This is a genomic window from Cellulomonas hominis, assembly GCF_901521055.1.
Classification (GTDB): domain Bacteria; phylum Actinomycetota; class Actinomycetes; order Actinomycetales; family Cellulomonadaceae; genus Cellulomonas; species Cellulomonas endometrii.
In genome coordinates this window covers 18,255-38,265 of the sequence record NZ_CABEGA010000039.1, presented here as the reverse complement: position 1 = coordinate 38,265, position 20,011 = coordinate 18,255, and the positions used below count along the sequence as shown (strand labels likewise).

General features: G+C 73.9%; 18 protein-coding genes and 1 pseudogene. 10 read left to right on the top strand and 9 right to left on the bottom strand.

The window, feature by feature from the left end; translation table 11 throughout:
- Positions 1 to 460 (bottom strand): annotated as a pseudogene (locus tag KJP73_RS11240) (hypothetical protein); the annotation flags it as partial.
- 88 nt (positions 461 to 548) lie between these two features.
- Here KJP73_RS11240 and KJP73_RS11235 point away from each other — a divergent pair.
- Both KJP73_RS11235 and KJP73_RS11230 read left to right on the top strand, forming a co-directional pair.
- On the top strand, positions 549 to 2,534 hold the full coding sequence (locus KJP73_RS11235; protein WP_213282947.1) for a DEDD exonuclease domain-containing protein: 1,986 nt from the start codon (positions 549 to 551) through the stop codon (positions 2,532 to 2,534).
- Between the two features lie 7 nt (positions 2,535 to 2,541).
- Positions 2,542 to 2,820: an Lrp/AsnC family transcriptional regulator gene (locus KJP73_RS11230; RefSeq protein ID WP_213282946.1), complete on the top strand. Its 279-nt coding sequence runs from the start codon at positions 2,542 to 2,544 to the stop codon at positions 2,818 to 2,820.
- Positions 2,821 to 3,047: 227 nt separating this feature from the next.
- Here KJP73_RS11230 and trpD read toward each other — a convergent pair whose 3' ends face one another.
- On the bottom strand, positions 3,048 to 4,097 hold the full coding sequence (gene trpD / locus KJP73_RS11225; RefSeq protein WP_213282945.1) for an anthranilate phosphoribosyltransferase: 1,050 nt from the start codon (positions 4,095 to 4,097) through the stop codon (positions 3,048 to 3,050).
- Positions 4,094 to 4,525 carry a response regulator gene (locus KJP73_RS11220; RefSeq protein ID WP_213282944.1) on the bottom strand — a complete coding sequence of 144 codons (432 nt, stop codon included), beginning with the start codon at positions 4,523 to 4,525 and terminating at the stop codon, positions 4,094 to 4,096. Before KJP73_RS11220 ends, trpD begins: the two co-directional genes overlap by 4 nt.
- Positions 4,526 to 4,716: 191 nt before the next feature.
- On the opposite strand from KJP73_RS11220, the gene ctaE reads away from it, so the two are divergent.
- The 5 genes from ctaE (at position 4,717) to KJP73_RS11195 (ending at position 9,969) form a co-directional block, all read left to right on the top strand.
- On the top strand, positions 4,717 to 5,364 hold the full coding sequence (gene ctaE, locus KJP73_RS11215) for an aa3-type cytochrome oxidase subunit III (protein ID WP_213282954.1): 648 nt from the start codon (positions 4,717 to 4,719) through the stop codon (positions 5,362 to 5,364).
- A 55-nt stretch (positions 5,365 to 5,419) separates the two neighbouring features.
- Positions 5,420 to 6,223, top strand: coding sequence for a cytochrome bc1 complex diheme cytochrome c subunit (qcrC, locus tag KJP73_RS11210; RefSeq protein WP_213282943.1), 804 nt, complete (start codon positions 5,420 to 5,422; stop codon positions 6,221 to 6,223).
- A 52-nt stretch (positions 6,224 to 6,275) separates the two neighbouring features.
- Positions 6,276 to 7,304, top strand: coding sequence for a cytochrome bc1 complex Rieske iron-sulfur subunit (gene qcrA / locus KJP73_RS11205; RefSeq protein ID WP_213282942.1), 1,029 nt, complete (start codon positions 6,276 to 6,278; stop codon positions 7,302 to 7,304).
- The gene (qcrB, locus tag KJP73_RS11200; protein WP_213282941.1) at positions 7,301 to 9,043 is read left to right on the top strand and encodes a cytochrome bc1 complex cytochrome b subunit; all 1,743 of its coding nucleotides are present in this window, start codon (positions 7,301 to 7,303) and stop codon (positions 9,041 to 9,043) included. The genes qcrA and qcrB overlap by 4 nt, the downstream gene beginning before the upstream one ends.
- A 296-nt stretch (positions 9,044 to 9,339) precedes the next feature.
- Positions 9,340 to 9,969 (top strand): superoxide dismutase, encoded by a 630-nt coding sequence (locus tag KJP73_RS11195; protein ID WP_213282940.1) that lies wholly within the window; start codon positions 9,340 to 9,342, stop codon positions 9,967 to 9,969.
- Between the two features lie 96 nt (positions 9,970 to 10,065).
- Here the strand turns inward: KJP73_RS11195 and KJP73_RS11190 are convergent, their stop codons facing one another.
- From KJP73_RS11190 to ctaC, 3 genes are all read right to left on the bottom strand, one after another.
- Positions 10,066 to 10,464: a cytochrome c oxidase subunit 4 gene (locus KJP73_RS11190; RefSeq protein ID WP_213282953.1), complete on the bottom strand. Its 399-nt coding sequence runs from the start codon at positions 10,462 to 10,464 to the stop codon at positions 10,066 to 10,068.
- A gap of 68 nt (positions 10,465 to 10,532) precedes the next feature.
- On the bottom strand, positions 10,533 to 12,350 hold the full coding sequence (gene ctaD / locus KJP73_RS11185) for an aa3-type cytochrome oxidase subunit I (protein ID WP_213282939.1): 1,818 nt from the start codon (positions 12,348 to 12,350) through the stop codon (positions 10,533 to 10,535).
- A complete protein-coding gene (gene ctaC / locus KJP73_RS11180) occupies positions 12,350 to 13,249 on the bottom strand; it encodes an aa3-type cytochrome oxidase subunit II (protein WP_213282938.1) in 900 nt (299 codons plus the stop codon). The genes ctaD and ctaC overlap by 1 nt, the downstream gene beginning before the upstream one ends.
- Positions 13,250 to 13,498: 249 nt before the next feature.
- Here ctaC and KJP73_RS11175 point away from each other — a divergent pair, with 249 nt between their 5' ends.
- Entirely contained in the window at positions 13,499 to 14,707 is a 1,209-nt protein-coding gene (locus KJP73_RS11175) for a cysteine desulfurase family protein (protein ID WP_249669317.1), read from the top strand.
- A 90-nt stretch (positions 14,708 to 14,797) separates the two neighbouring features.
- Here the strand turns inward: KJP73_RS11175 and erpA are convergent, their stop codons facing one another.
- Positions 14,798 to 15,148 (bottom strand): iron-sulfur cluster insertion protein ErpA, encoded by a 351-nt coding sequence (gene erpA / locus KJP73_RS11170; protein ID WP_213282937.1) that lies wholly within the window; start codon positions 15,146 to 15,148, stop codon positions 14,798 to 14,800.
- A gap of 181 nt (positions 15,149 to 15,329) precedes the next feature.
- The gene (locus KJP73_RS11165) at positions 15,330 to 16,586 is read right to left on the bottom strand and encodes a glycerate kinase (RefSeq protein ID WP_249669316.1); all 1,257 of its coding nucleotides are present in this window, start codon (positions 16,584 to 16,586) and stop codon (positions 15,330 to 15,332) included.
- 75 nt (positions 16,587 to 16,661) lie between these two features.
- Here KJP73_RS11165 and nadA point away from each other — a divergent pair, with 75 nt between their 5' ends.
- Both nadA and KJP73_RS11155 read left to right on the top strand, forming a co-directional pair.
- Positions 16,662 to 17,873, top strand: coding sequence for a quinolinate synthase NadA (nadA, locus tag KJP73_RS11160; RefSeq protein WP_249669315.1), 1,212 nt, complete (start codon positions 16,662 to 16,664; stop codon positions 17,871 to 17,873).
- Positions 17,874 to 17,913: 40 nt separating this feature from the next.
- Positions 17,914 to 18,513: a DJ-1/PfpI family protein gene (locus KJP73_RS11155; RefSeq protein WP_213282936.1), complete on the top strand. Its 600-nt coding sequence runs from the start codon at positions 17,914 to 17,916 to the stop codon at positions 18,511 to 18,513.
- Positions 18,514 to 18,602: 89 nt separating this feature from the next.
- On the opposite strand, the gene KJP73_RS11150 is transcribed toward KJP73_RS11155, so the two are convergent.
- Entirely contained in the window at positions 18,603 to 19,982 is a 1,380-nt protein-coding gene (locus KJP73_RS11150; RefSeq protein WP_433995169.1) for a dipeptidase, read from the bottom strand.
- Positions 19,983 to 20,011 lie beyond the last annotated feature (29 nt).

The window sequence follows — 20,011 nt, the reverse complement described above, 5'->3', positions numbered from 1 at the left end:
CCCTCGGGTACCCGGCGTTCCTCGGGGTGCAGATCGCGACCGCCACCAGCCCGGGGGCCGCCACCACGTCCGGCGCGGTGTCCGCGGGCGGGAGCAGGTCCGGCCAGCCCTCGGGGCGCAGGAGCACGGCGCCCACCGCGAGGGCGAGCCGGTCGGCGGCGCTCGCGTCGGCGGGGGCGGCCGGCGCGTCGGCGGGGGCGGCCGGCGCGTCGGCGAGCAGCTCCGCGGCCTGCGCCGGGTGCGCGTGGGACCAGGCGCGCGCGACCCTCGCCCGGAAGGCGTCGTCCTGCTCGAGCGCCGCCCACAGCGGCCCGGCCCCGGAGGTGGCCCGCCGGCGCGGCGCGAACCGGCGCACCGCGGCGAGCGACGCGGGGACCGCCGCGGGCTCGAGCGCCCCCAGCACCTCTGCCGCCAGCGCCGACGCGGCCGCGCGCACGGCGGCGGGGACGACGACGGACATGCGCGTCACCCTACGGGCCCGCAGGTCGCGCGGGCAGGGCCGGTCGGCGGCGGCAGCCGTGTCGGACCCGGCGGATAGCGTGCCGGGCATGGTCCACCGGTCCCCCGTCCCGCCTCGCCTCGACCTCGTGCAGCAGCCCGTCGGCCGGCCGGTGCAGGTGACCCTGGACGACATCGGGACCCCGCTGTCCGACGTGACGTTCGTGGTGGTCGACCTCGAGACGACGGGCGCGGCGCCCGGGGCGTCGGCGATCACCGAGATCGGTGCGGTGCGGGTGCGCGGCGGCGAGGTGCTGGGCGAGTTCCAGACCCTGGTCGACCCGGGCGGCCCGGTGCCCGCGCAGATCCAGGTCCTCACCGGCATCACGACCGCGATGGTGATCGGCGCGCCGCGGATCGAGGAGGTCCTGCCGTCGTTCCTCGAGTTCGCGCGCGGGGCGGTGCTGGTGGCGCACAACGCGCCCTTCGACGTCGGGTTCCTCAAGGCCGCCGCCGCCGCGACCGGCCACGCCTGGCCCGGGTTCCCAGTGGTGGACACCGTGCGGCTCGCGCGCCGGGTGGTCACGCGCGACGAGGCGCCGAACCACAAGCTGAGCACGCTCGCCGCGCTGTTCCACGCGACCACCGTCCCGGAGCACCGCGCCCTGGCCGACGCCCGCGCGACCGTGGACGTGCTGCACGCCCTGCTGAGCCGGCTCGCGCCCCTGGGGATCACCCACCTCGAGGACCTGGCGACCGCCGCCGACCCCGTGCCCGCGGACGTGCGGCGCAAGCGCACCCTCGCGGACGGGCTGCCGGACGCCCCCGGCGTCTACCTGTTCCGCGGCCCGAAGGACGAGGTCCTGTACGTCGGGACGTCCACCTCGCTGCGCAAGCGCGTGCGGTCCTACTTCACCGCCGCCGAGAAGCGGTCCCGGATGCGCGAGATGGTGCGGATCGCCCAGGCGGTGACGCCGGTCGTGTGCGCCACGCCGCTGGAGGCCCAGGTGCGCGAGCTCCGGCTCATCGCGGAGCACACCCCCCGGTACAACCGCCGGTCCCGCTCCCCCGAACGCATGCCGTGGGTGCGGCTCACGGACGAGGCGTTCCCGCGCCTCTCCGTCGTCCGCGAGGTCCGCGACGACGCCACCCACATCGGGCCGTTCGCGTCCCGGGCCGCCGCGCAGTCCGCCGTCGAGGCGCTGCACGACGCCTTCGCGATCCGCCGGTGCACCGCCCGCCTGCCCCTCGTGCCCGCCCCCGGCGCCAGCGCCTGCCACCTCGCGGAGATCGGGCGCTGCCCCGCGCCGTGCGTCCGCCCCGAGGCCGCCGCCGAGTACGCCGCGACGGTCGACCGCGTCCGCGAGTCCATGACCGGCGACCCCGCCGACGTCGTGGACGCGCACGGCGACCGGATCGGGGCGCTCGCGCGGCAGGAGCGGTACGAGGAGGCCGCGACCGTCCGCGACCGGCTCGCGGCGTTCCTGCGGGGCGCGGCCCGTGCGCAGCGGCTGGCCCCGCTGGCGGCGTGCGCCGAGCTCGTCGCCGCCCGGCGGACGGACGCCGGCGGCTGGGAGGTCGTGCTCGTGCGGCACGGCCGGCTCGCCGGGACGGCGCTCGTGCCGCCGCGCACCGACCCGTCGCCGGCCATCGAGTCCCTGCGCGTGACCGGCGAGCACGTGCCCGCCCCGGTGCCGCCCGCGCCCGCGGGTCACCCCGAGGAGGCCGACCTCGTGCTCGCCTGGCTCGGGCGGCCGGGGGTGCGGATCGTCAGCGTCAGCACCCCGTGGTCGTACCCGGTGCGGTCGGCCCAGGCGCGCACCGACCCCGCGGAGGCCGTCGCAGCCGGGCGGCCCGCCGGGTGGGCGGGTGCGGACGAGTGCGAGGACACCCAGGACACCCAGGTCGCCCAGGACACCGCGGCTGCACCGCACGCCCCGCACGCCGGGGCAGGGCCGGCCGACGGCGACGGCCCGCTCCCCGACCCCCGGTCCGAGCGCGACCGACGGTTCGAGCGCGCGGAGGCGGCTCTCCACCGGGCGCTGCAGGGTCGAGGGCAGCAGGACGGCTCCGCGGGGTCCGCCGGCGCGGCATGATGGCGTCATGCTGACCGCCATCGTGCACATCGACACCGACGCCGCCCGCATCCCCGAGGCCGCCGCCGCGATCGCCGAGATCCCCGGCGTGAGCGAGGTCTACTCCGTCACCGGCGGCGTCGACCTGATCGCGATGGTCCGCGTCCGGGAGCACGAGGAGCTCGCGGACATCATCGCGGACCGGGTGAGCAAGGTGGAGGGCGTCGTCAGCACGCAGACGTTCATCGCGTTCCGCACCTACTCGCAGCACGACCTCGAGCAGGCGTTCGCCCTCGGCATCGACTGACGACCACCCGCGCAGCACTTCGCAGCACCGCGCTACGCGGTCGCCGAGATGGCAGAGCGCGCCTGCGGACGCCGCCCCGGACGCAGGCCGGAACTGTCACCTCGGCGGCACGGGCGGCACGGGCGGCACGCAGGCACGAGCGTCACGCACACGCGGCGGGTGCGTGCGCGCGGGGCGCGCACTCCCGAAGAGGCGGGTGCAGCGCACGCCCCGGCGTGCAGCGCGGGTCAGGCCGCCGCGCGCCAGCGGGCGAGGACGTCCGACGCCGCGCCGTCGTCGACCGACCGGCGGGCGTGCTCCAGCGCCGCCCGCAGCCGCTCGACCAGGTCGCCGCCGTCCGCGCCGGTCCCGGGCAGGCTGCCGTCGGCGACGAGGGCCGCGGCGGCGTTGAGCAGCACGGTCTCGCGGGACGCGACGTCCTCGCCGGCGAGCACGGCCCGTGCGACGCCGGCGTTGAACTCCGCGTCGGCGCCGCGCAGGTCGGCGACGGTCAGCCGGGTCAGCCCGAGGTCGGCGACGGGGTCGAGCACGTGCTCGGCGACCTGGCCCCCGGTGACGTGCCAGACGTGCGACGTCCCGGTGGGCGCGAGCTCGTCGAGGCCGTCGTCCCCGCGGAACACCAGCGCCTCGGTGCCGCGGCGCGCGAGCACCCCGGCGACCAGCCCGGCCATCCGGGCGTCGGCGACGCCGATCGCGGCAGCGGCGGGCTGGGCGGGGTTGGTGAGCGGCCCGAGGAAGTTGAACACCGTCCCGATGCCGAGCTCGCGCCGGGCGACGGCCACGTGGCGCATCGCGGGGTGGAACGTCAGGGCGAAGCAGAACGTGATGCCGACCTCGTGCGCCAGCTGCGCGACGCGCTCGGGCGTGCGGTCGAGCCGGATGCCGAGGGCCTCGAGCACGTCCGCGGACCCGGAGGACGACGACGCGGCCCGGTTGCCGTGCTTGACGACGCGCACCCCCGTGCCCGCGACCACCAGGGACGCCATGGTGGAGACGTTGACGGTGTGCGCGCGGTCCCCGCCGGTGCCGACGATGTCGACGGCGCGGCCGGGGACCTCGAACCGGACGGCGTGCGCGAGCATCGTGTCGGCGAGGGCGGTCAGCTCGGTGACCGTCTCCCCCTTCGCGCGCAGCCCGACCAGGAAGCCGGCGATCCGCGCGGGCGACGCCTCGCCGGACATGATCTGGTCCATCGCCCAGGCGGTCTGCGCCTCGCTGAGGTCCTCGCGCGCGACGAGCGCGGCCAGGAGGTCGGACCAGGTGACCGCCTCGGTCATGCCGCGGGGGTCCGGGACAGCAGCCCGGCGACGGCGTCGTGCAGCTCGACCGGGTCGAGCGGCTGGGAGACGACCGCGTCGGCGTCGGACCACGCGGCGAGCCAGGCGTCCTGCGGGCGGCCGGTGAGCACGAGGACGGGCGGGCACCGGAAGACCTCGTCCTTGACCTGCCGCGCGAGCGCCATGCCGCCGACCTTCCCGGCCTCGCCGTCGAGGACGAGCAGGTCGTACTCACCGGTCTCCGCCTGCTGCAGGGCGGCCTGCGGCGTGGCCACCTCGCTCCACCGGATGTCCGGCGCCCCGCGACCGAGGCGGCGGCCGACGCCGAGGCGCACCTGCGCGCGCGTGTCGGAGTCGTCGCTGTACAGGAGGATGCGCGGTCCCGGCACGACGGCGTCGTGCTCGGCGTCGAGGCGGTCAGCGGCCATGGTGGTCCTCCACTCGTGCGGACGGGACGCGAGCGGTGGCGCGTCCCTCCCCGCATCTTGGCACGCCGATCTGCCACCCGGCCGCGGACGCCCCGGCGGGCCGCTGATCACCGAGAACGAGGTGACGGTGTGACAGAAACCTCCCCGACGCTCTGGGACTTGTGACCCATGTGCGGAGGTTTTCGGCCATACTGACGTGCGTGACGACCGCAACGGCTGCCCCCGCCTCCGCTCCCCATGTGAGCGTCAACCGACCGAACCCCGTGTCGGTCGGGACGATCGTGTGGCTGGCCTCGGAGCTCATGTTCTTCGCGGGCCTCTTCGCCATGTACTTCACGCTCCGCGCCACGGTCACCGAGGAGTGGGCGGTCCAGACGGACAAGCTCAACATCACCTTCGCGGCGATCAACACCACGGTGCTGGTGCTGTCGTCGGTGACGTGCCAGATGGGCGTGTGGGCGGCGGAGCGGTTCCAGCCGGTGCGCTCCGGCGGCCTGCTGAACGTCAAGGGCTGGGGCATGAACGAGTGGATGACGCTGACGTACGTCATGGGCGCCTTCTTCATCGGCGGGCAGATCTTCGAGTACGCCGAGCTGGTGCACGAGGGCCTGACGATCTCGTCCAGCCCGTACGGCTCGGTGTTCTACCTCACGACGGGCTTCCACGGCCTGCACGTGGTCGGCGGCCTGATCGCGTTCCTGTTCCTGATGGGCCGCTCGTTCACCTCCCGGCGGTTCGGCCACCACGAGGCCACGACCGCCATCGTCACGTCCTACTACTGGCACTTCGTCGACGTGGTCTGGATCGCGCTGTTCGCGACGATCTACCTGATCAAGTGACGACGCGCACCCCCCGCACCGACGCCCCCCGCACGCCCGAGACGAGGATCCATCCGTGAAGGCACTCGCCGCCCGCAGGCACCACCGGTTCGCCCCGGTGGTGCTGCTCCTGCTGGCGCTGCTGCTGACCGGTGCCGTGTACGCCATCGCCCAGCCCGCCAGCGCCGACGCGGCGCAGGCAGCGGCGGGCGAGGACGACATCGCCGCCGGCCAGAAGCTGTTCCAGGCCAACTGCGCCACCTGCCACGGCCCGTCCGCGGAGGGCCGTGAGGCCACCGACGGCGGCGCCGGCGGCCCCTCCCTGATCGGGGTGGGCGCCGCGGCCGTCGACTTCCAGGTCGGCACCGGTCGCATGCCCGCGCAGATGAACGGCGCGCAGATCCAGGCCAAGCCGGTCCAGTTCGACCAGGACCAGATCGACCAGCTCGCGGCGTACGTCGCCTCCCTCGGCGCGGGCCCCTCGGTGCCCACCGCGGAGCAGGTCGACCCCGAGCTCGGCGACGCCGCGAACGGCATGGCCCTGTTCCGCACGAACTGCGCCATGTGCCACAACGCGGTCGGCGCCGGCGGCGCCCTGTCCCAGGGCAAGTGGGCCCCGGCGCTGGACGACACCACCCCCACGCACATCTACGAGGCGATGCTCACCGGCCCGCAGTCGATGCCGGTGTTCAACGACGCGAACATCACCCCCGACGAGAAGCGCGACATCATCGCGTACCTCGACGACCAGCGGGAGGGCTCGCCCGGCGGCCTCACGCTCGGCTCGCTCGGCCCCGTCAGCGAGGGCCTGTGGGCCTGGGTGGTCGGCATCGGTCTGCTGATCGCCGCCTCGGTCTGGATCGGAGCCAAGTCCTCGTGAACTCACCCCACAGCATCGTTCGCTCCGCTCACGATCCCGCGGGGGCCCCGGCATGAGCACGCACCACGACCCCTCGACCGACCTCACGGCCCGGTCCGGCACCTCCGCGGTGCCGGAGCGGTTCGAGGACCCGGGCCTCGAGGGCCACCGCGCCCGCGTGGGCGACTCCGACCCGAAGGCGAACAAGCGCGCCGAGCGGCAGGTCGTCGCCCTCTTCACCCTGTCGATCCTCGGCGCCGTCGGTGCCGTCGTCGCCTACGCCCTGGTCCCCCCGGGCGAGACGGTCGGCAGCATGCGGCTGTCCAACCTGCTGCTCGGCCTCGGGCTGTTCCTGTCGCTCGCCGGCATCGGCGCGGCGGCCGTGCACTGGGCCAAGGCGCTCATGAGCGACCACGAGCGGTCCGAGGACCGGCACCCGACCCGGACGTCCGACGCCACGCGCGTCAAGGCCGTCGAGGCCCTGCGCGAGGGCGTCAAGGACTCGTCGATCGGCCGCCGCGGCGTGCTCAAGGGCGCGATGGTCACCTCGCTGGCCCTGTTCCCGCTGGGCATCGCCGTGCCGCTCGTCGGCAACCTCGGCGGCGACTGGGACGTCTCCCGTTCCAAGCGCACCATGTGGCGCAAGGGCACCAAGCTCACGATCGACCCGAGCGGCCGGCCCATCAAGGCCGCCGACGTGACGATCGGCTCGGTGTTCCACGTCATCCCCGAGGGCCTCGAGGAGACGCCGCACCCGCTGGACGAGAAGGCCAAGGCCGTCGTCCTGCTGGTCCGGATGGACCCGCGTGACCTCAAGTCCGAGCAGGGCGAGGGCTGGTCGTACGACGGCATCGTCGCCTTCTCGAAGATCTGCACGCACGTCGGCTGCCCCGTGGCGCTGTACGAGCAGCAGACGCACCACATCCTCTGCCCGTGCCACCAGTCCACCTTCGACGCCGCCGACGGCGCCAAGGTCGTCTTCGGCCCGGCGAAGCGGCCGCTGCCCCAGCTGCCCATCACCGTCGACGACGAGGGCTACCTCGTCGCCCAGGACGGCTTCAACCAGCCGATCGGCCCGTCCTTCTGGGAGCGCCTCACGTGAGCACCGTCGACTCCCCCAGCGCACCCCCCACGGGTGTCGCGCGCGCGGCGGCAGGGACCGCCGACTACCTGGACCAGCGCACCGGCATCGGAGGCGCGGTCAAGGAGTTCGCCCGCAAGATCTTCCCCGACCACTGGTCGTTCCTCCTGGGTGAGATCGCGCTGTACTCCTTCATCGTGCTGCTGATCTCGGGCACGTTCCTCACGATGTTCTTCGTGCCCTCCATGACCGAGGTGCACTACGAGGGCCCCTGGGCCGCGATGAACGGCGTGCAGATGTCCGAGGCGTTCGCCTCGACGCTGCGCCTGTCGTTCGAGGTCCGCGGCGGTCTGCTCATGCGGCAGATCCACCACTGGGCGGCCCTGATCTTCATGGCGTCGATCGTCACGCACATGATGCGGGTGTTCTTCACCGGGGCGTTCCGCAAGCCGCGCGAGCTCAACTGGCTCGTCGGCTTCACGCTGATGATCCTCGGCCTGCTGGCCGGCTTCTCCGGCTACTCGCTCCCCGACGACGTGCTGTCCGGCAACGGCCTGCGCATCGCCGACGGCGTGGCCCGCGCGATCCCGATCGCCGGCTCGTACATCTCGTTCGGCCTGTTCGGCGGCGAGTTCCCGGGCACGGAGCTGATCCCCCGTCTGTTCACGGTGCACATCCTGCTGATCCCCGCCGTCATCCTGGCGCTGATCGCCCTGCACCTGCTGTTCGTCGTGCTGCACAAGCACACGCAGTACCCGGGCTCGGGCCGGACCGACAAGAACGTCGTCGGCTACCCGCTGTTCCCGGTGTACGTGGCCAAGGCCGGCGGCTTCTTCTTCGTCGTGTTCGCCGTCATCGCCCTGATGGCCGCGACCATGACGATCAACCCCGTGTGGAACTACGGGCCCTTCGACCCGGGCGTCGTGTCGGCGGGCGCCCAGCCCGACTGGTACATGCTGTTCCTCGAGGGCGGCCTGCGGCTCATGCCGGGCTGGGAGTTCGTGATCGGCGAGTACACGGTCTCGATGAACATCCTGGTGCCGGGCGTGATCATCCCCGGGATCCTGTTCACGACGCTGGCGCTCTGGCCGTTCATCGAGGCGTTCGCCACCGGTGACGACCGCGAGCACCACGTGCTGGACCGCCCGCGCAACGCGCCGTTCCGCACGGCGTTCGGCGTCGCGTTCCTGACGGCGTTCATGGTCCTGGTGCTGGCGGGGTCGAACGACCTCATCGCCACGCACTTCCACCTGTCGATCAACGACATCACGTGGACGTTCCGGGTCCTGCTGTTCGTCGGCCCCGCGATCGCGTTCTGGCTCACGAAGCGCATCTGCTTCGCGCTGCAGCGCAAGGACCGCGAGCTGGTGCTCCACGGCCACGAGACCGGGCGCATCGTCCGGTTCGCGTCCGGCGAGTACATCGAGGTGCACAAGCCCCTCGACGCGCACGAGCGCTGGCTCCGCGTGCAGCACGAGCCGCGCCGCCCGCTGGAGATCGAGCCGGCGGAGGACGCGCGCGGCGTGCGTCGCAAGGGCTACCGCAAGGACGCCCTGCGCCAGCGCCTGTCCCGCGTGTTCTACGAGGACCGGGTCGAGCCCGTCACCCCCGCGGAGCTCGTCGCGGCGCAGTCGCACGGCGGGCACGACGCCCTCCCGGCCGCGCACGAGGAGCGCCACGAGGCGATCGGCGCCGGCGCAGGCAGCGCCCGCCACCTCGCCCCCGAGCAGGAGGACACCGAGGGCACGTCACGTCCCTGATCTGCGGAATCATCCGATCCACCCGGTCGTTGCACCGGGTGGGCGCGGACCGGAGAGCACCGACCACGCCCGGGTCACCGGCGGCCACGGCCGTCGGAGGCCCGGGCGTCGTCGTCCCTGCTCCCCCCGTGCCCGACGCACCACGTCCCCGCAGCACCGGGAGGCCGGCAGACCGGCACCCGGGCGGTGGACGTGGTACGACAGGAGCAGGCGCGCACCGCCCCCGCGGGGCGTGCCTGTGAGCGAAGACGCCGTCGCGGCGCAAGAGCCGCGGCACGAAGCACCGAGAGGTACTGATGGCTGACTACACCCTGCCGGACCTGCCCTACGACTACGCCGCGCTCGAGCCGCACATCTCCGGCCGCATCATGGAGCTGCACCACGACAAGCACCACGCGACCTACGTCGCCGGCGCGAACACCGCGCTGGAGAAGCTCGCAGCCGCCCGGGAGTCCGGGGACTTCGGCGCCGTGGCCGGCCTGGAGAAGACGCTGGCGTTCAACCTCGGCGGCCACGTGAACCACTCGGTGTTCTGGGCCAACCTCTCCCCCGAGGGCGGCGACAAGCCCGTGGGCGAGCTCGCCGCGGCGATCGACGAGTTCTTCGGCTCGTTCGACAAGTTCCAGGCGCACTTCACGGCCAACGCGACGACCATCATGGGCTCCGGCTGGTCCGTCCTCGCGTGGGACTCCCTCGGCGAGAAGCTCGTGATCGTGCAGCTGTACGACCAGCAGGGCAACATCCCGCTGGGCCTCGTGCCGGTCGTCATGCTCGACATGTGGGAGCACGCGTTCTACCTCGACTACGTCAACGTCAAGGCGGACTACGTCAAGGCGTGGTGGAACGTCGTCAACTGGGCCGACGCGGCGGAGCGGTTCACCCGCGCCCGCACGCAGACCGCGGGGCTGATCGTCCCGAGCGTCTGACACCCGTCTGACGGCGTCTGCAGACGCACGAAGGGCCGGGCACCGTGTCGGTGCCCGGCCCTTGGCCGTCGGTCGCGTACGAGGCCGCGTGCGTGCTCAGTGCGCGTGCTGGCCGCGGGAGAACTCGAAGACCCAGCCCACCAGGCCGATGACGCCGAGCGCCACGCCGAGGTACAGCAGCCACCAGCCGATGGCCATGCCGAGGAAGGCCAGCGCCGCGGCGAACGCGATCGTGATCGGCCACCAGCTCCACGGGCTGAACACGCCCTGGTCGCCGGCGCCCTCCGCGATCAGCGCCTCCGGGTCGTCCTCCGGGCGCGGGTCGATGCGGCGGGCCACCAGCGCGAGGTAGCCGCCGATCATGCCGACCAGACCGCCCACCAGGGGGATGCCGACGGTGCCCACGGGCTCGCCGTCGCTCCACCAGGCGTAGAGCAGGCCGATCGGGATGAAGAACAGGACGCCGCCCAGGAACAGGTACGGCTCCACCTTCATCGCGTGCCGCGGGCGGGTGCTCGCGTCCCCCGTCACCGAGGGGCGGGCGCCGGGCTCGTTGAGGCTGCTCATCGGGTGCGGCCCTCCTGGTCGTCACCATCGGTCGGGCGGTCGTCAACGATCGTCGCCGCGGACTGCTCCGGCTCGCCGCCGCCGTTCTCCATGCGGTCGCGCGCCAGGCCCTGCTCGCCGGTGCGCTCGGACTCCCAGTCGAAGAACCCGGGCTCGGGCTCGACGTGGTCCATGGCGGCGACCTCGGGGTGGTGCAGGTCGAACGCCGGGCGCTCCGAGCGGATGCGCGGCAGCGAGGTGAAGTTGTGCCGCGGCGGCGGGCAGGACGTCGCCCACTCCAGCGACTGGCCGAAGCCCCACGGGTCGTCCACCGTGACCTTGGGCGCGCGGCGCCAGGTGATGTAGACGTTCCACAGGAACGGCAGCGTGGAGATCGCGAGGATCATCGAGCCGATGGTCGACACCTGGTTCATCCAGGTGAAGCCGTCCTCCGGCGAGTAGTCGGCGTACCGGCGGGGCATGCCCAGAGCGCCGAGCCAGTGCTGGATGAGGAACGTCATGTGGAAGCCGACGAACAGCAGCCAGAAGTGGATCTTGCCGAGGCGCTCGTTGAGCATCCGGCCGGTGAACTTGGGCCACCAGTAGTACATGCCGCCGAACATCATGAACACGACGGTGCCGAACACCACGTAGTGGAAGTGCGCCACCACGAAGTAGGTGTCCGTGACGTGCCAGTCGAGCGCCGGGCTGGACAGGATGATGCCCGTCAGACCGCCGAACAGGAACGTGGTGAGGAAGCCGATCGTCCAGAGCATCGGCGTCTCGAACGTGAGCTTGCCGCGCCACATCGTGCCGATCCAGTTGAAGAACTTCACACCGGTCGGGACGGCGATCAGCATCGTCATCAGCGAGAAGAACGGCAGCAGGACGGCGCCGGTCGGGTACATGTGGTGCGCCCACACCGTCACGGACAGCGCGGCGATCGCCACGGTCGCGTAGACGAGGCCCTTGTAGCCGAACACCGGCTTGCGGCTGAACACCGGCAGGATCTCCGTCGCGATGCCGAAGAACGGCAGGGCGATGATGTACACCTCGGGGTGCCCGAAGAACCAGAACAGGTGCTGCCAGAGGATGGCGCCCCCGTTCTCGGGGTTGAACACCTGGGCACCGAGCCGCCGGTCGGCGCCGAGCGCGAACAGCGCGGCGGCCAGCGGCGGGAACGCCATCAGCACGAGCAGGCTCGTGATCAGGGTGTTCCAGGTGAAGATCGGCATCCGGAACATGGTCATGCCGGGCGCACGCATCGTGACGATCGTGGTGATGAAGTTGACCGCACCGAGGATCGTGCCGAAACCGGTCAGCGCGAGGCCGAAGACCCACAGGTCACCGCCGGCGCCCGGGGAGTAGACGGAGTTCGACAGCGGCGCGTACGCGAACCAGCCGAACGACGCCGCGCCCTGCGGGGTGAGGAAGCCGCCCGCGGCGATCAGGCCGCCGAACAGGTAGAGCCAGAACGAGAACGCGTTCAGCCGCGGGAACGCGACGTCGGGCGCGCCGATCTGCAGCGGCATGATGATGTTCGCGAACGCGCTGAACAGCGGCGTCGCGAACAGCAGCAGCATGATCGTGCCGTGCATCGTGAAGAGCTGGTTGTACTGCTCCTTGCTCTGCACGATCTGGATGCCGGGCTCGAACAGCTCCGCGCGGATCAGCAGCGCCATGATGCCGCCGACGGCGAACCACGTGAACGCGGCGATCAGGTACATGTAGCCGATCGTCTTGTGGTCGGTCGACGTGACCCACTTGACGACGGTGCGGCCCAGGGTCTGCCGTCGCGGGGCGAGCCCCGGGACGAGCTCGACGGTGGCGGCCATCAGTTGCCTCCCTCTTCGCCCTCGGCGTCCGAGCCACCCTCACCGGTGACCCGCACGTCCTGCAGGCGGTTGTACTCGAGGCCCAGCTGACCTTCCTGGCCGGCGTCCCGGAGCTCCTCGATGTGCGCGTCGTACTCCTCGCGCGACACCACCTTCACGTTGAACAGCATCGACGAGTGCTCCTCGCCGCACAGCTCGGCGCACTTGCCGACGTACTCGCCCTCGACCTGCGGGATCACCTGGAACGTGTTCGTACGCCCCGGGATCATGTCCTGCTTGTACAGGAACGCGGGCACCCAGAACGAGTGGATGACGTCACGGGCGTCCAGGTGGAACTCGACGCGCTCGTTGACGGGCAGGTACAGGGTCGGCTGCTCCGCGAGGACGCCGGTCTCCCCGACGGCCTGCGCGTGCTGGCCGGTGTCGTAGACGTCGTCGTCGACGTAGTTGAAGTCCCAGCTCCACTGCTTGCCGATCACCTGGACGGTGAGCTCGGGCTCCTCGGTGTGGTCCTGGATCGCCGTCATGTCGCGCGCCGTGTAGTAGAACAGCACGCCGACCATGATGATCGGCAGGATCACGTACATGATCTCGAGCGGCACGTGGTACCGGAGCTGCACGGGGAGCTGGTCGTCGTCCTTGCGCTTCCGGTACACCGCGACGCACCAGATGATCAGGCCCCACACCAGGATGCCGACCAGCAGGGCGGCCACCCAGGAGCCCACCCACAGGTTCGTGATGCGACCGGTCTGGTTCGTGATCTCGTTCTCGGAGTCGCCCGGGAGCCAGCCGCGCTGGACGTCGGGCGAGCATCCGGCGAGCGCGAGCGCGACGACGGTCGCGAGTCCCGCGACGGCCAGTCGGGTCCGCCTCGGGCGGCGGGGGGTCTGCGAGCGCACCGGGGGCCTTCCACTTCGGTCCCCGTCGCCCGCGACGCCTCCGGGCGTGCGTCGTCCGACAGGGAAGTCACCTAGGACCTATGTCCTCGATCGCGAGCAGCCTAGCGCGCTGGCCGCCTCGTCGTGGTCCGAGAACCGCGTTTCGGGCCCGTGAGATGACGGAGTGTCATCTGGATCACTGTCCTGGCAGGGACCGCCGTCGTCCGACGGCCCGGCGAGCGCCCGCGCGGGCCCGCTACCGTGCCCTTCGTGCCCGACTCCCCCTCCGCCCCGCCCCCCGCTCCGGTGCGCCGGGTCGTGCTCGACGCCGCCGGCCGCGCGCCCGTGCTGCCCGCCGCGCGCGAGGCGTTCCTCGCCGCCCTGGACGAGGGCTGGGCCGATCCGCGCCGCCTGCACACCGAGGGCCGGCGCGCGCGGGCGCTGCTCGACGGGGCGCGCGAGGCGGTCGCCGCCCTGGTGGGCGCGCGGACCGAGGAGGTCGACTGGGCGCCCTCGCACACCGCCGCGCTGCACACCGCGGTGCTGACGGTCGCCCGGGGGCGGCGCCGCGTCGGCGGCTCGGTGGTCGTCCCGGAGGTCGAGCGGATGGCCGTGCTGGACGCGGCGGCCGCCGCCGGAGCCGTCGCCGGAGCCGTCGCGGGCGTGCCGGACGGCGGGCGCGTCACCGTGCCCGTGGGCACCGACGGCCGCGTCGACCTCGCGGCCCTCGACGAGGCCGTGCGCCGGCCCGGGGTCGCCCTCGCCGCCGTCCAGCACGCCAACGGTGAGGTCGGGAGCCTCCAGCCGGTCGCCGAGGCGCACGCCGCCGCGCGGGCCGCCGGGGTGCCGCTGCTCGTGGACGCCGGCTCGTCGTTCGGGCACGTGCCCGTCGGCCCCGAGTGGGACGTGCTGGCGATCGACCCGGGGGACGTCGGGGCGCTGCCCGGGGCCACGGTGCTCGTCACCCGCACCGGGGTGCGCCGCTCCCCCGTCCTGGCCGCCGGCGCCCTCGACGACGACCGCTGGTTCCCCGGCGGCGTCTCGGTCCCCGCCGCGCTGGCCGCCGCCGTCGCGCTGCAGGCCGCCGCCGCCCGGCTGCGCACCGGGCCCGACCCGCGCGCCGCGCTCGTCGACCGCGTCCGCGCGCGGGTCGCCGCCGAGGTGCCCGAGGTCGACGTCGTCGGTCCGGCCACCGGCCGGCTCCCGCACGTGCTGACGTTCTCCTGCCTGTACGTGGACGGCGAGGCCGTGGTCACCGCGCTGGACCGGGCCGGGTTCGCCGTCGCGTCCGGTTCCGCGTGCACGTCCGCCACCGAGCAGCCGAGCCACGTGCTGGCCGCGATGGGTGCGCTCACCGGGGGGAACGTGCGCCTGTCGCTGCCGGTGGGGACGAGCGCGGCCGACGTCGAGCGGTTCTGCGACGTGCTGCCCGGGGTGGTCGTCGCGCTCCGGCGGGAGGCGGGGCTGGCGGACCTGTGACCGGGGCGAGCCCCGGACGCACGGGCCCGGACGCGCGAGAGCCCCGGACCGCGTGGTCCGGGGCTCTCGTCGGTCAGGCCGCGGGGCCGGTCAGCTGAACGAGCCGCCGCACGCGCAGCTGCTGCCGGCGTTCGGGTTGTCGATCGTGAAGCCCTGCTTCTCGATGGTGTCGGCGAAGTCGATCGTGGCGCCCTCGAGGTAGGGGACGCTCATCCGGTCGACGACGACCTCGACACCGTCGAAGTCACGCAGCGCGTCGCCGTCGAGGACGCGCTCGTCGAAGTAGAGCTGGTAGATCAGGCCCGAGCACCCGCCGGGCTGCACCGCGATGCGCAGGCGCAGGTCGTCGCGCCCCTCCTGCTCGAGCAGGGTGCGCACCTTGTCGGCCGCGACGTCGGTGAGCTGGACGCCGTGCGTCGCGGTCTCGGTGGTCTCGCTCATGGTGTCTCCTGACGGTGTCTCACATCGGTCGCCGGCGCGCGCTCGCGCGAGTGCCGGGGCGCGGTCACGTCGGGCACAACCGCGCTCCTCCGTGATCTGTTCCCAATGTACGCCCGCGGGCCCGGTGCACCACGGGACGCGCACGGGACCCGCACACCCCGCCCGTGCCGGGTCGTGGACGTCAGCGGGACCAGGTGCGGGCGATGCGCGGAAGCCGTTCGCGGAGGGCCACGGCGGGGTCGGTGCGCCAGCGGTCCTCGTCGCCGGGCCGCTCGACGACGCCGAACGCTCCCGCGAGCCCGGCCGCGCCCCAGTCGCGGCGCCCGGTCCGCAGCTGCGCGGCGACCGCGACGGCCGGCACGCCGAGCGGCAGGGCGGCCGCGGCGACGGCCGCGACGACGCCGTGCTCCAGCGCGGACCCGTCGAGCACCCCCGCGCCCGTCACCACCAGGTCGGCGTCGGCGACCCGCCCGGCGAGGTCCACCGCGTCCGCGACCCACGCCGCCCCGTCGACAAGTCGGGCGCCGAGGAGCCCGAGCGCGAACGCCGCTCCGCCGCCCGCCCCGGACCCGGGGACGAGGGCCGCGCGCGACCCCGGCGCCCGGGTGACGCCCGCGCCCGTGCCGGTCCCGCCGAGCAGGTCACGGCGCCCGGAGCCACCCGCGTCCGCAGCGGCTCCGGCGGCGTGGACGAACGCCGCCACGGCGCGCTCGGCCTCCTGCGCCGCCGCCGCGTCGACCCGCCGGGACTCCGCGAGGTCGGCGGACACGCCGCCCAGCCCGAGCAGCGGCAGCTCGTGCGCGTGCAGCGCGACCAGGTCCCGGCCGGCCAGGGCCTCCCGCAGACCGGCGACCGCGGCGAGGTCCGCGGGCGAGAGCGCGCCGGCCCCGCCGATCCCCCTGGCGGCGGACGCCGGGGCGGCGCCGAGCGCGGCGAGCAGACCGGCACCCGCGTCGTGCGCCACCGTGCGCCGCCCGCCGAGCCCGACGACCACCCGTCCGGCCCCGGTGTCGAGCGCCGCGGCCAGCAGCGTGCCGAGCCCCGCGGACGTCGTCGCCGTCACCGGGGCGGCCGCGGGGTCCGCGGCGCCCAGGGCCAGCGCCCCGTCGACCCACGCCGTGCGCGCGCCGGACGGCTCGCTCACGACCAGGACCGCCCCGGGCACGACGTCGCCGTGGGCGTCGGTCGTCGTCACGGAGAGCAGCTCGCCGCCGCTGACGGCGCGGATCGTGTCGAGCAGGCCCGGGCCGCCGTCGGACAGCGGCAACGTCTCGAGCGTGTCGGCGGGTGCGGCGCTGCGCCAGCCGTCGACGACCGCGGCCACCGCCTCGGCCGCCGTCAGGGCCGGCCAGGGGTCCGCGACGGGCACGCCGCGCGGCGCGCCGCGGCCGTCGTCCGGGCGCGCGTCGAACCGTCCGGGGGCCACCAGCACGTGCACGCCGCGATCCTCGCACGCGCCGACCGCACCGCCGTCCTGGAGGTCCTGGTCAGCGCCCGGGGGCCCTGTGGGATGATGCCGCGCGTGAGTCTGCTCGCCCCCGCGACGTCGTTCGCGGAACCGCTGCCCTCCGCCCTCCTGCTGCTCGGCCAGGGCACCGACCTGGCGTCCGAGCGCGGCGTCGAGTGCGTCGGCGGCCTGCCCGCCGCCAGCGACCCCGACCTGGTGGAACGCGCCCGCGCCGCCCGCGCGGCGCTCGGCGACCAGGCGTTCGTGCTCGGCCACCACTACCAGCGCGACGAGGTCATCGACTTCGCGGACGTCACGGGCGACTCCTTCAAGCTCGCGCGCGAGGCCGCCGCCCGCCCCGACGCCGAGTACATCCTGTTCTGCGGGGTGCACTTCATGGCCGAGTCGGCGGACATCCTCACGTCCGACCGCCAGCAGGTCGTGCTGCCGGACATGGCCGCGGGCTGCTCGATGGCCGACATGGCCGCGATCGACCAGGTCGAGGACGCCTGGGACGTGCTGGTCGAGGCGGGGATCGCCGAGGACACCGTCCCGGTGACGTACATGAACTCCACGGCCGCGATCAAGGCGTTCACCGGCCGGCACGGCGGCACGGTCTGCACCTCCTCCAACGCGCACGTCGCCCTGCGCTGGGCCTTCGACCAGGTAGGCGGAGTCGACGGCCACGGGAAGGTCCTGTTCATGCCGGACCAGCACCTCGGGCGGAACACCGCGGTGCTGGCGCTCGGCATCCCGCTGGAGCAGTGCGTGGTGTTCGACCCGCGCCGGCCGAACGGCGGGCTCACCACCCAGCAGCTGCGCGACGCCCGGATGATCCTGTGGCGCGGGCACTGCTCGGTGCACGGACGGTTCTCCCCGCAGAACCTCGTCGACGTCCGCGCCGCCGTGCCGGACGTGACCGTGCTCGTGCACCCGGAGTGCCGGCACGAGGTCGTCACGGGCGCCGACATGGTGGGCTCGACGGAGTACATCATCCAGGCGCTCGACGCCGCCCCGGCCGGGTCCTCCTGGGCGATCGGCACGGAGCTGAACCTGGTCCGCCGCCTGGCCGCCGCGCACCCGGACAAGCAGATCAGCTACCTCGACTCGACCGTGTGCTTCTGCTCGACCATGAACCGCATCGACCTCCCGCACCTGGTGTGGGCGATGGAGTCCCTGCGGGACGGGCGGGTCGTGAACCGGATCGTCGTCGACGCGGACGACGCGCACTGGGCGCGCGTCGCGCTCGACCAGATGCTGGCGCTGCCGGGGTACTGACGCCCCGGGGCGGGCCGCCGCCGTCGAGGAGGAGACGCAGATGGGCACGGGACACGCGCTGCGGATCGGGATCGTCGTGTTCGACGACGCGGAGGAGCTCGACGTGGTCGGGCCCTACGACGTCCTCACGGCCTGGGCGGGGACGTCGCCGCTCCGCCCGGAGGTGGTCACGTTCTCGGCGGACGGCTCCGGCGTCCGGTGCGCGAAGGGCCTGCGCCTGGTGCCGGACACGTCCCGGGACGAGGTCGGGCTGCTGCACGTCCTCGTGCACCCCGGTGGCCGGGGCACCCGCCCGCTGACCAGGGACGGCGAGCACCTGGCGTGGCTGCGCGCGGTGCGGCAGGAGACGGCGCTGCTGGCGTCCGTGTGCACCGGGTCGCTCGTGTACGCCGCCGCCGGCCTGCTCGCGGGCAGGCCGGCGACGACGCACTGGGCCGCCCTCGACGAGCTCGCCGAGCTGGACCGGAGCGTGCTCGTCGACACCGAGGCCCGGTACGTCGACGACGGCGACGTCGTCACCTCCGCGGGGGTGTCCGCCGGCATCGACATGGCCCTGCACCTGGTCGCGCGCCTGGAGTCGCCGGACGCGGCCCGGCGCGTCCGGCGCGAGATCCAGTACGACCCCGCTCCCCCGGTCTGACGCCCCGCCCGTCGCGAAGTGGAGAGCCCTGCCGGGACTCGCCGGGCGTGTCCGGCAGAACCCTCCACTCGGTGGGTCGGAGGGGGAGGTCAGGCCAGGCGGGCCAGGAGGAGCGCCTCCGCGAGCACGACCTTCTCCAGCTCCGCGAGGTGCACGGACTCGTTCGGCCCGTGCGCCCGGGAGTCCGGGTCCTCGACGCCCGTGACCAGGATCGCCGCGTCCGGGTAGACCTCGAGCAGGTCCGCGATGAACGGGATCGACCCGCCCACGCCGATGTCGACCGGCTCGGTGCCCCACGCGTCGGCGAACGCCTGCCGCGCGGCCTGCATCGCGGGCGAGTCGGCGGGCGCCTGGAACGGCTTGCCGAGCTCCCCGTCGCGGACGGTCACGCGGGCACCGAACGGCGCGTGGCCCTCCAGGTGCGCCCGCAGCGCGGCGAGCGCGGCGGCGGGGTCCTGCCCGGGGGCGATGCGCATCGACAGCTTGGCGGTGGCCTTGGGGGTGATGGTGTTCGACGCGGTCGCCACGCGCGGCGCGTCGAGCCCGATGACGGCGATGGTCGGCCGGGTCCACAGCCGCGCGGTGATCGGACCGGTGCCGGCGAGCGTCACGCCGTCCAGCACGCTCGCGTCGGCCCGGAACGCCGCCTCGTCGTAGTCGACCGCCGGGTCCGCCGCAGCGACGAGGCCCTGGACCGCGACGTCGCCGGCGTCGTCGTGCAGCGTGGCGATGAGGCGCGACAGCAGGGTGACGGCGTCCAGCACCGGGCCGCCGAACATGCCGGAGTGCACCGCGTGGTCGAGCACGGCGACCTCGACCTCGAGGTCCACGAGCCCGCGCAGGGAGGTGGTGAGGCCCGGGACGCCCACCTTCCAGTTGGAGGAGTCGGCGACGACGATGACGTCCGCCGCGAGCAGGTCCCGGTAGGTGTGCAGGAACGTGGTGAAGGACGGGGAGCCGACCTCCTCCTCGCCCTCGACGAACACGGTCACGCCGACGCCGAGCTCGTCGCCGAGCACCCGCAGCGCGCCGAGGTGCGCCACCACGCCCGCCTTGTCGTCCGCCGCGCCGCGGCCGTACAGCCGGCCGTCGCGCTCGGTCGGCTCGAACGGGTCGGTGTCCCAGTCGGCGTCGGCGCCGGGGGGCTGCACGTCGTGGTGCGCGTACAGGAGCACGGTCGGGGCGCCGGCGGGCGCGGGACGCCGCGCGACGACGGCGGGCGCGCCAGGGGTGCCGTCGGGACGCGGGGCGGACAGGATCTGCACCTCGGGCATCCCGGCCTCGCCCAGCAGGCGGGCGACGTGCTCGGCGCTGGCGGCGACGTACGCCTGGTCGAAGTCCGCGTTGGAGACGCTCGGCACGCGGACGAGGGCCTCGAGGTCCGCGCGGATGCCGGCGAAGGCCTCCTCGACGCGGGCCCGCAGGGCGGTGACGGACAAGGGCGGGTTCTGCTGCGTCTGCTCGGTCACGGACCGTCACGCTACTCGACTACCCTGGG

Bases quoted from the DNA above. Each gene is read 5' to 3' on its own strand.
- KJP73_RS11235 (WP_213282947.1), top strand. From the start codon at position 549: ATGGTCCACCGGTCCCCCGTCCCGCCTCGCCTCGACCTCGTGCAGCAG.
- KJP73_RS11155 (WP_213282936.1), top strand. From the start codon at position 17,914: ATGGGCACGGGACACGCGCTGCGGATCGGGATCGTCGTGTTCGACGAC.
- KJP73_RS11190 (WP_213282953.1), bottom strand. From the start codon at position 10,464: ATGAAGGTGGAGCCGTACCTGTTCCTGGGCGGCGTCCTGTTCTTCATC.
- KJP73_RS11195 (WP_213282940.1), top strand. From the start codon at position 9,340: ATGGCTGACTACACCCTGCCGGACCTGCCCTACGACTACGCCGCGCTC.
- erpA (WP_213282937.1), bottom strand. From the start codon at position 15,148: ATGAGCGAGACCACCGAGACCGCGACGCACGGCGTCCAGCTCACCGAC.
- KJP73_RS11220 (WP_213282944.1), bottom strand. From the start codon at position 4,525: ATGGCCGCTGACCGCCTCGACGCCGAGCACGACGCCGTCGTGCCGGGA.
- qcrA (WP_213282942.1), top strand. From the start codon at position 6,276: ATGAGCACGCACCACGACCCCTCGACCGACCTCACGGCCCGGTCCGGC.
- ctaD (WP_213282939.1), bottom strand. From the start codon at position 12,350: ATGGCCGCCACCGTCGAGCTCGTCCCGGGGCTCGCCCCGCGACGGCAG.
- trpD (WP_213282945.1), bottom strand. From the start codon at position 4,097: ATGACCGAGGCGGTCACCTGGTCCGACCTCCTGGCCGCGCTCGTCGCG.
- nadA (WP_249669315.1), top strand. From the start codon at position 16,662: ATGCCGCGCGTGAGTCTGCTCGCCCCCGCGACGTCGTTCGCGGAACCG.
- KJP73_RS11230 (WP_213282946.1), top strand. From the start codon at position 2,542: ATGCTGACCGCCATCGTGCACATCGACACCGACGCCGCCCGCATCCCC.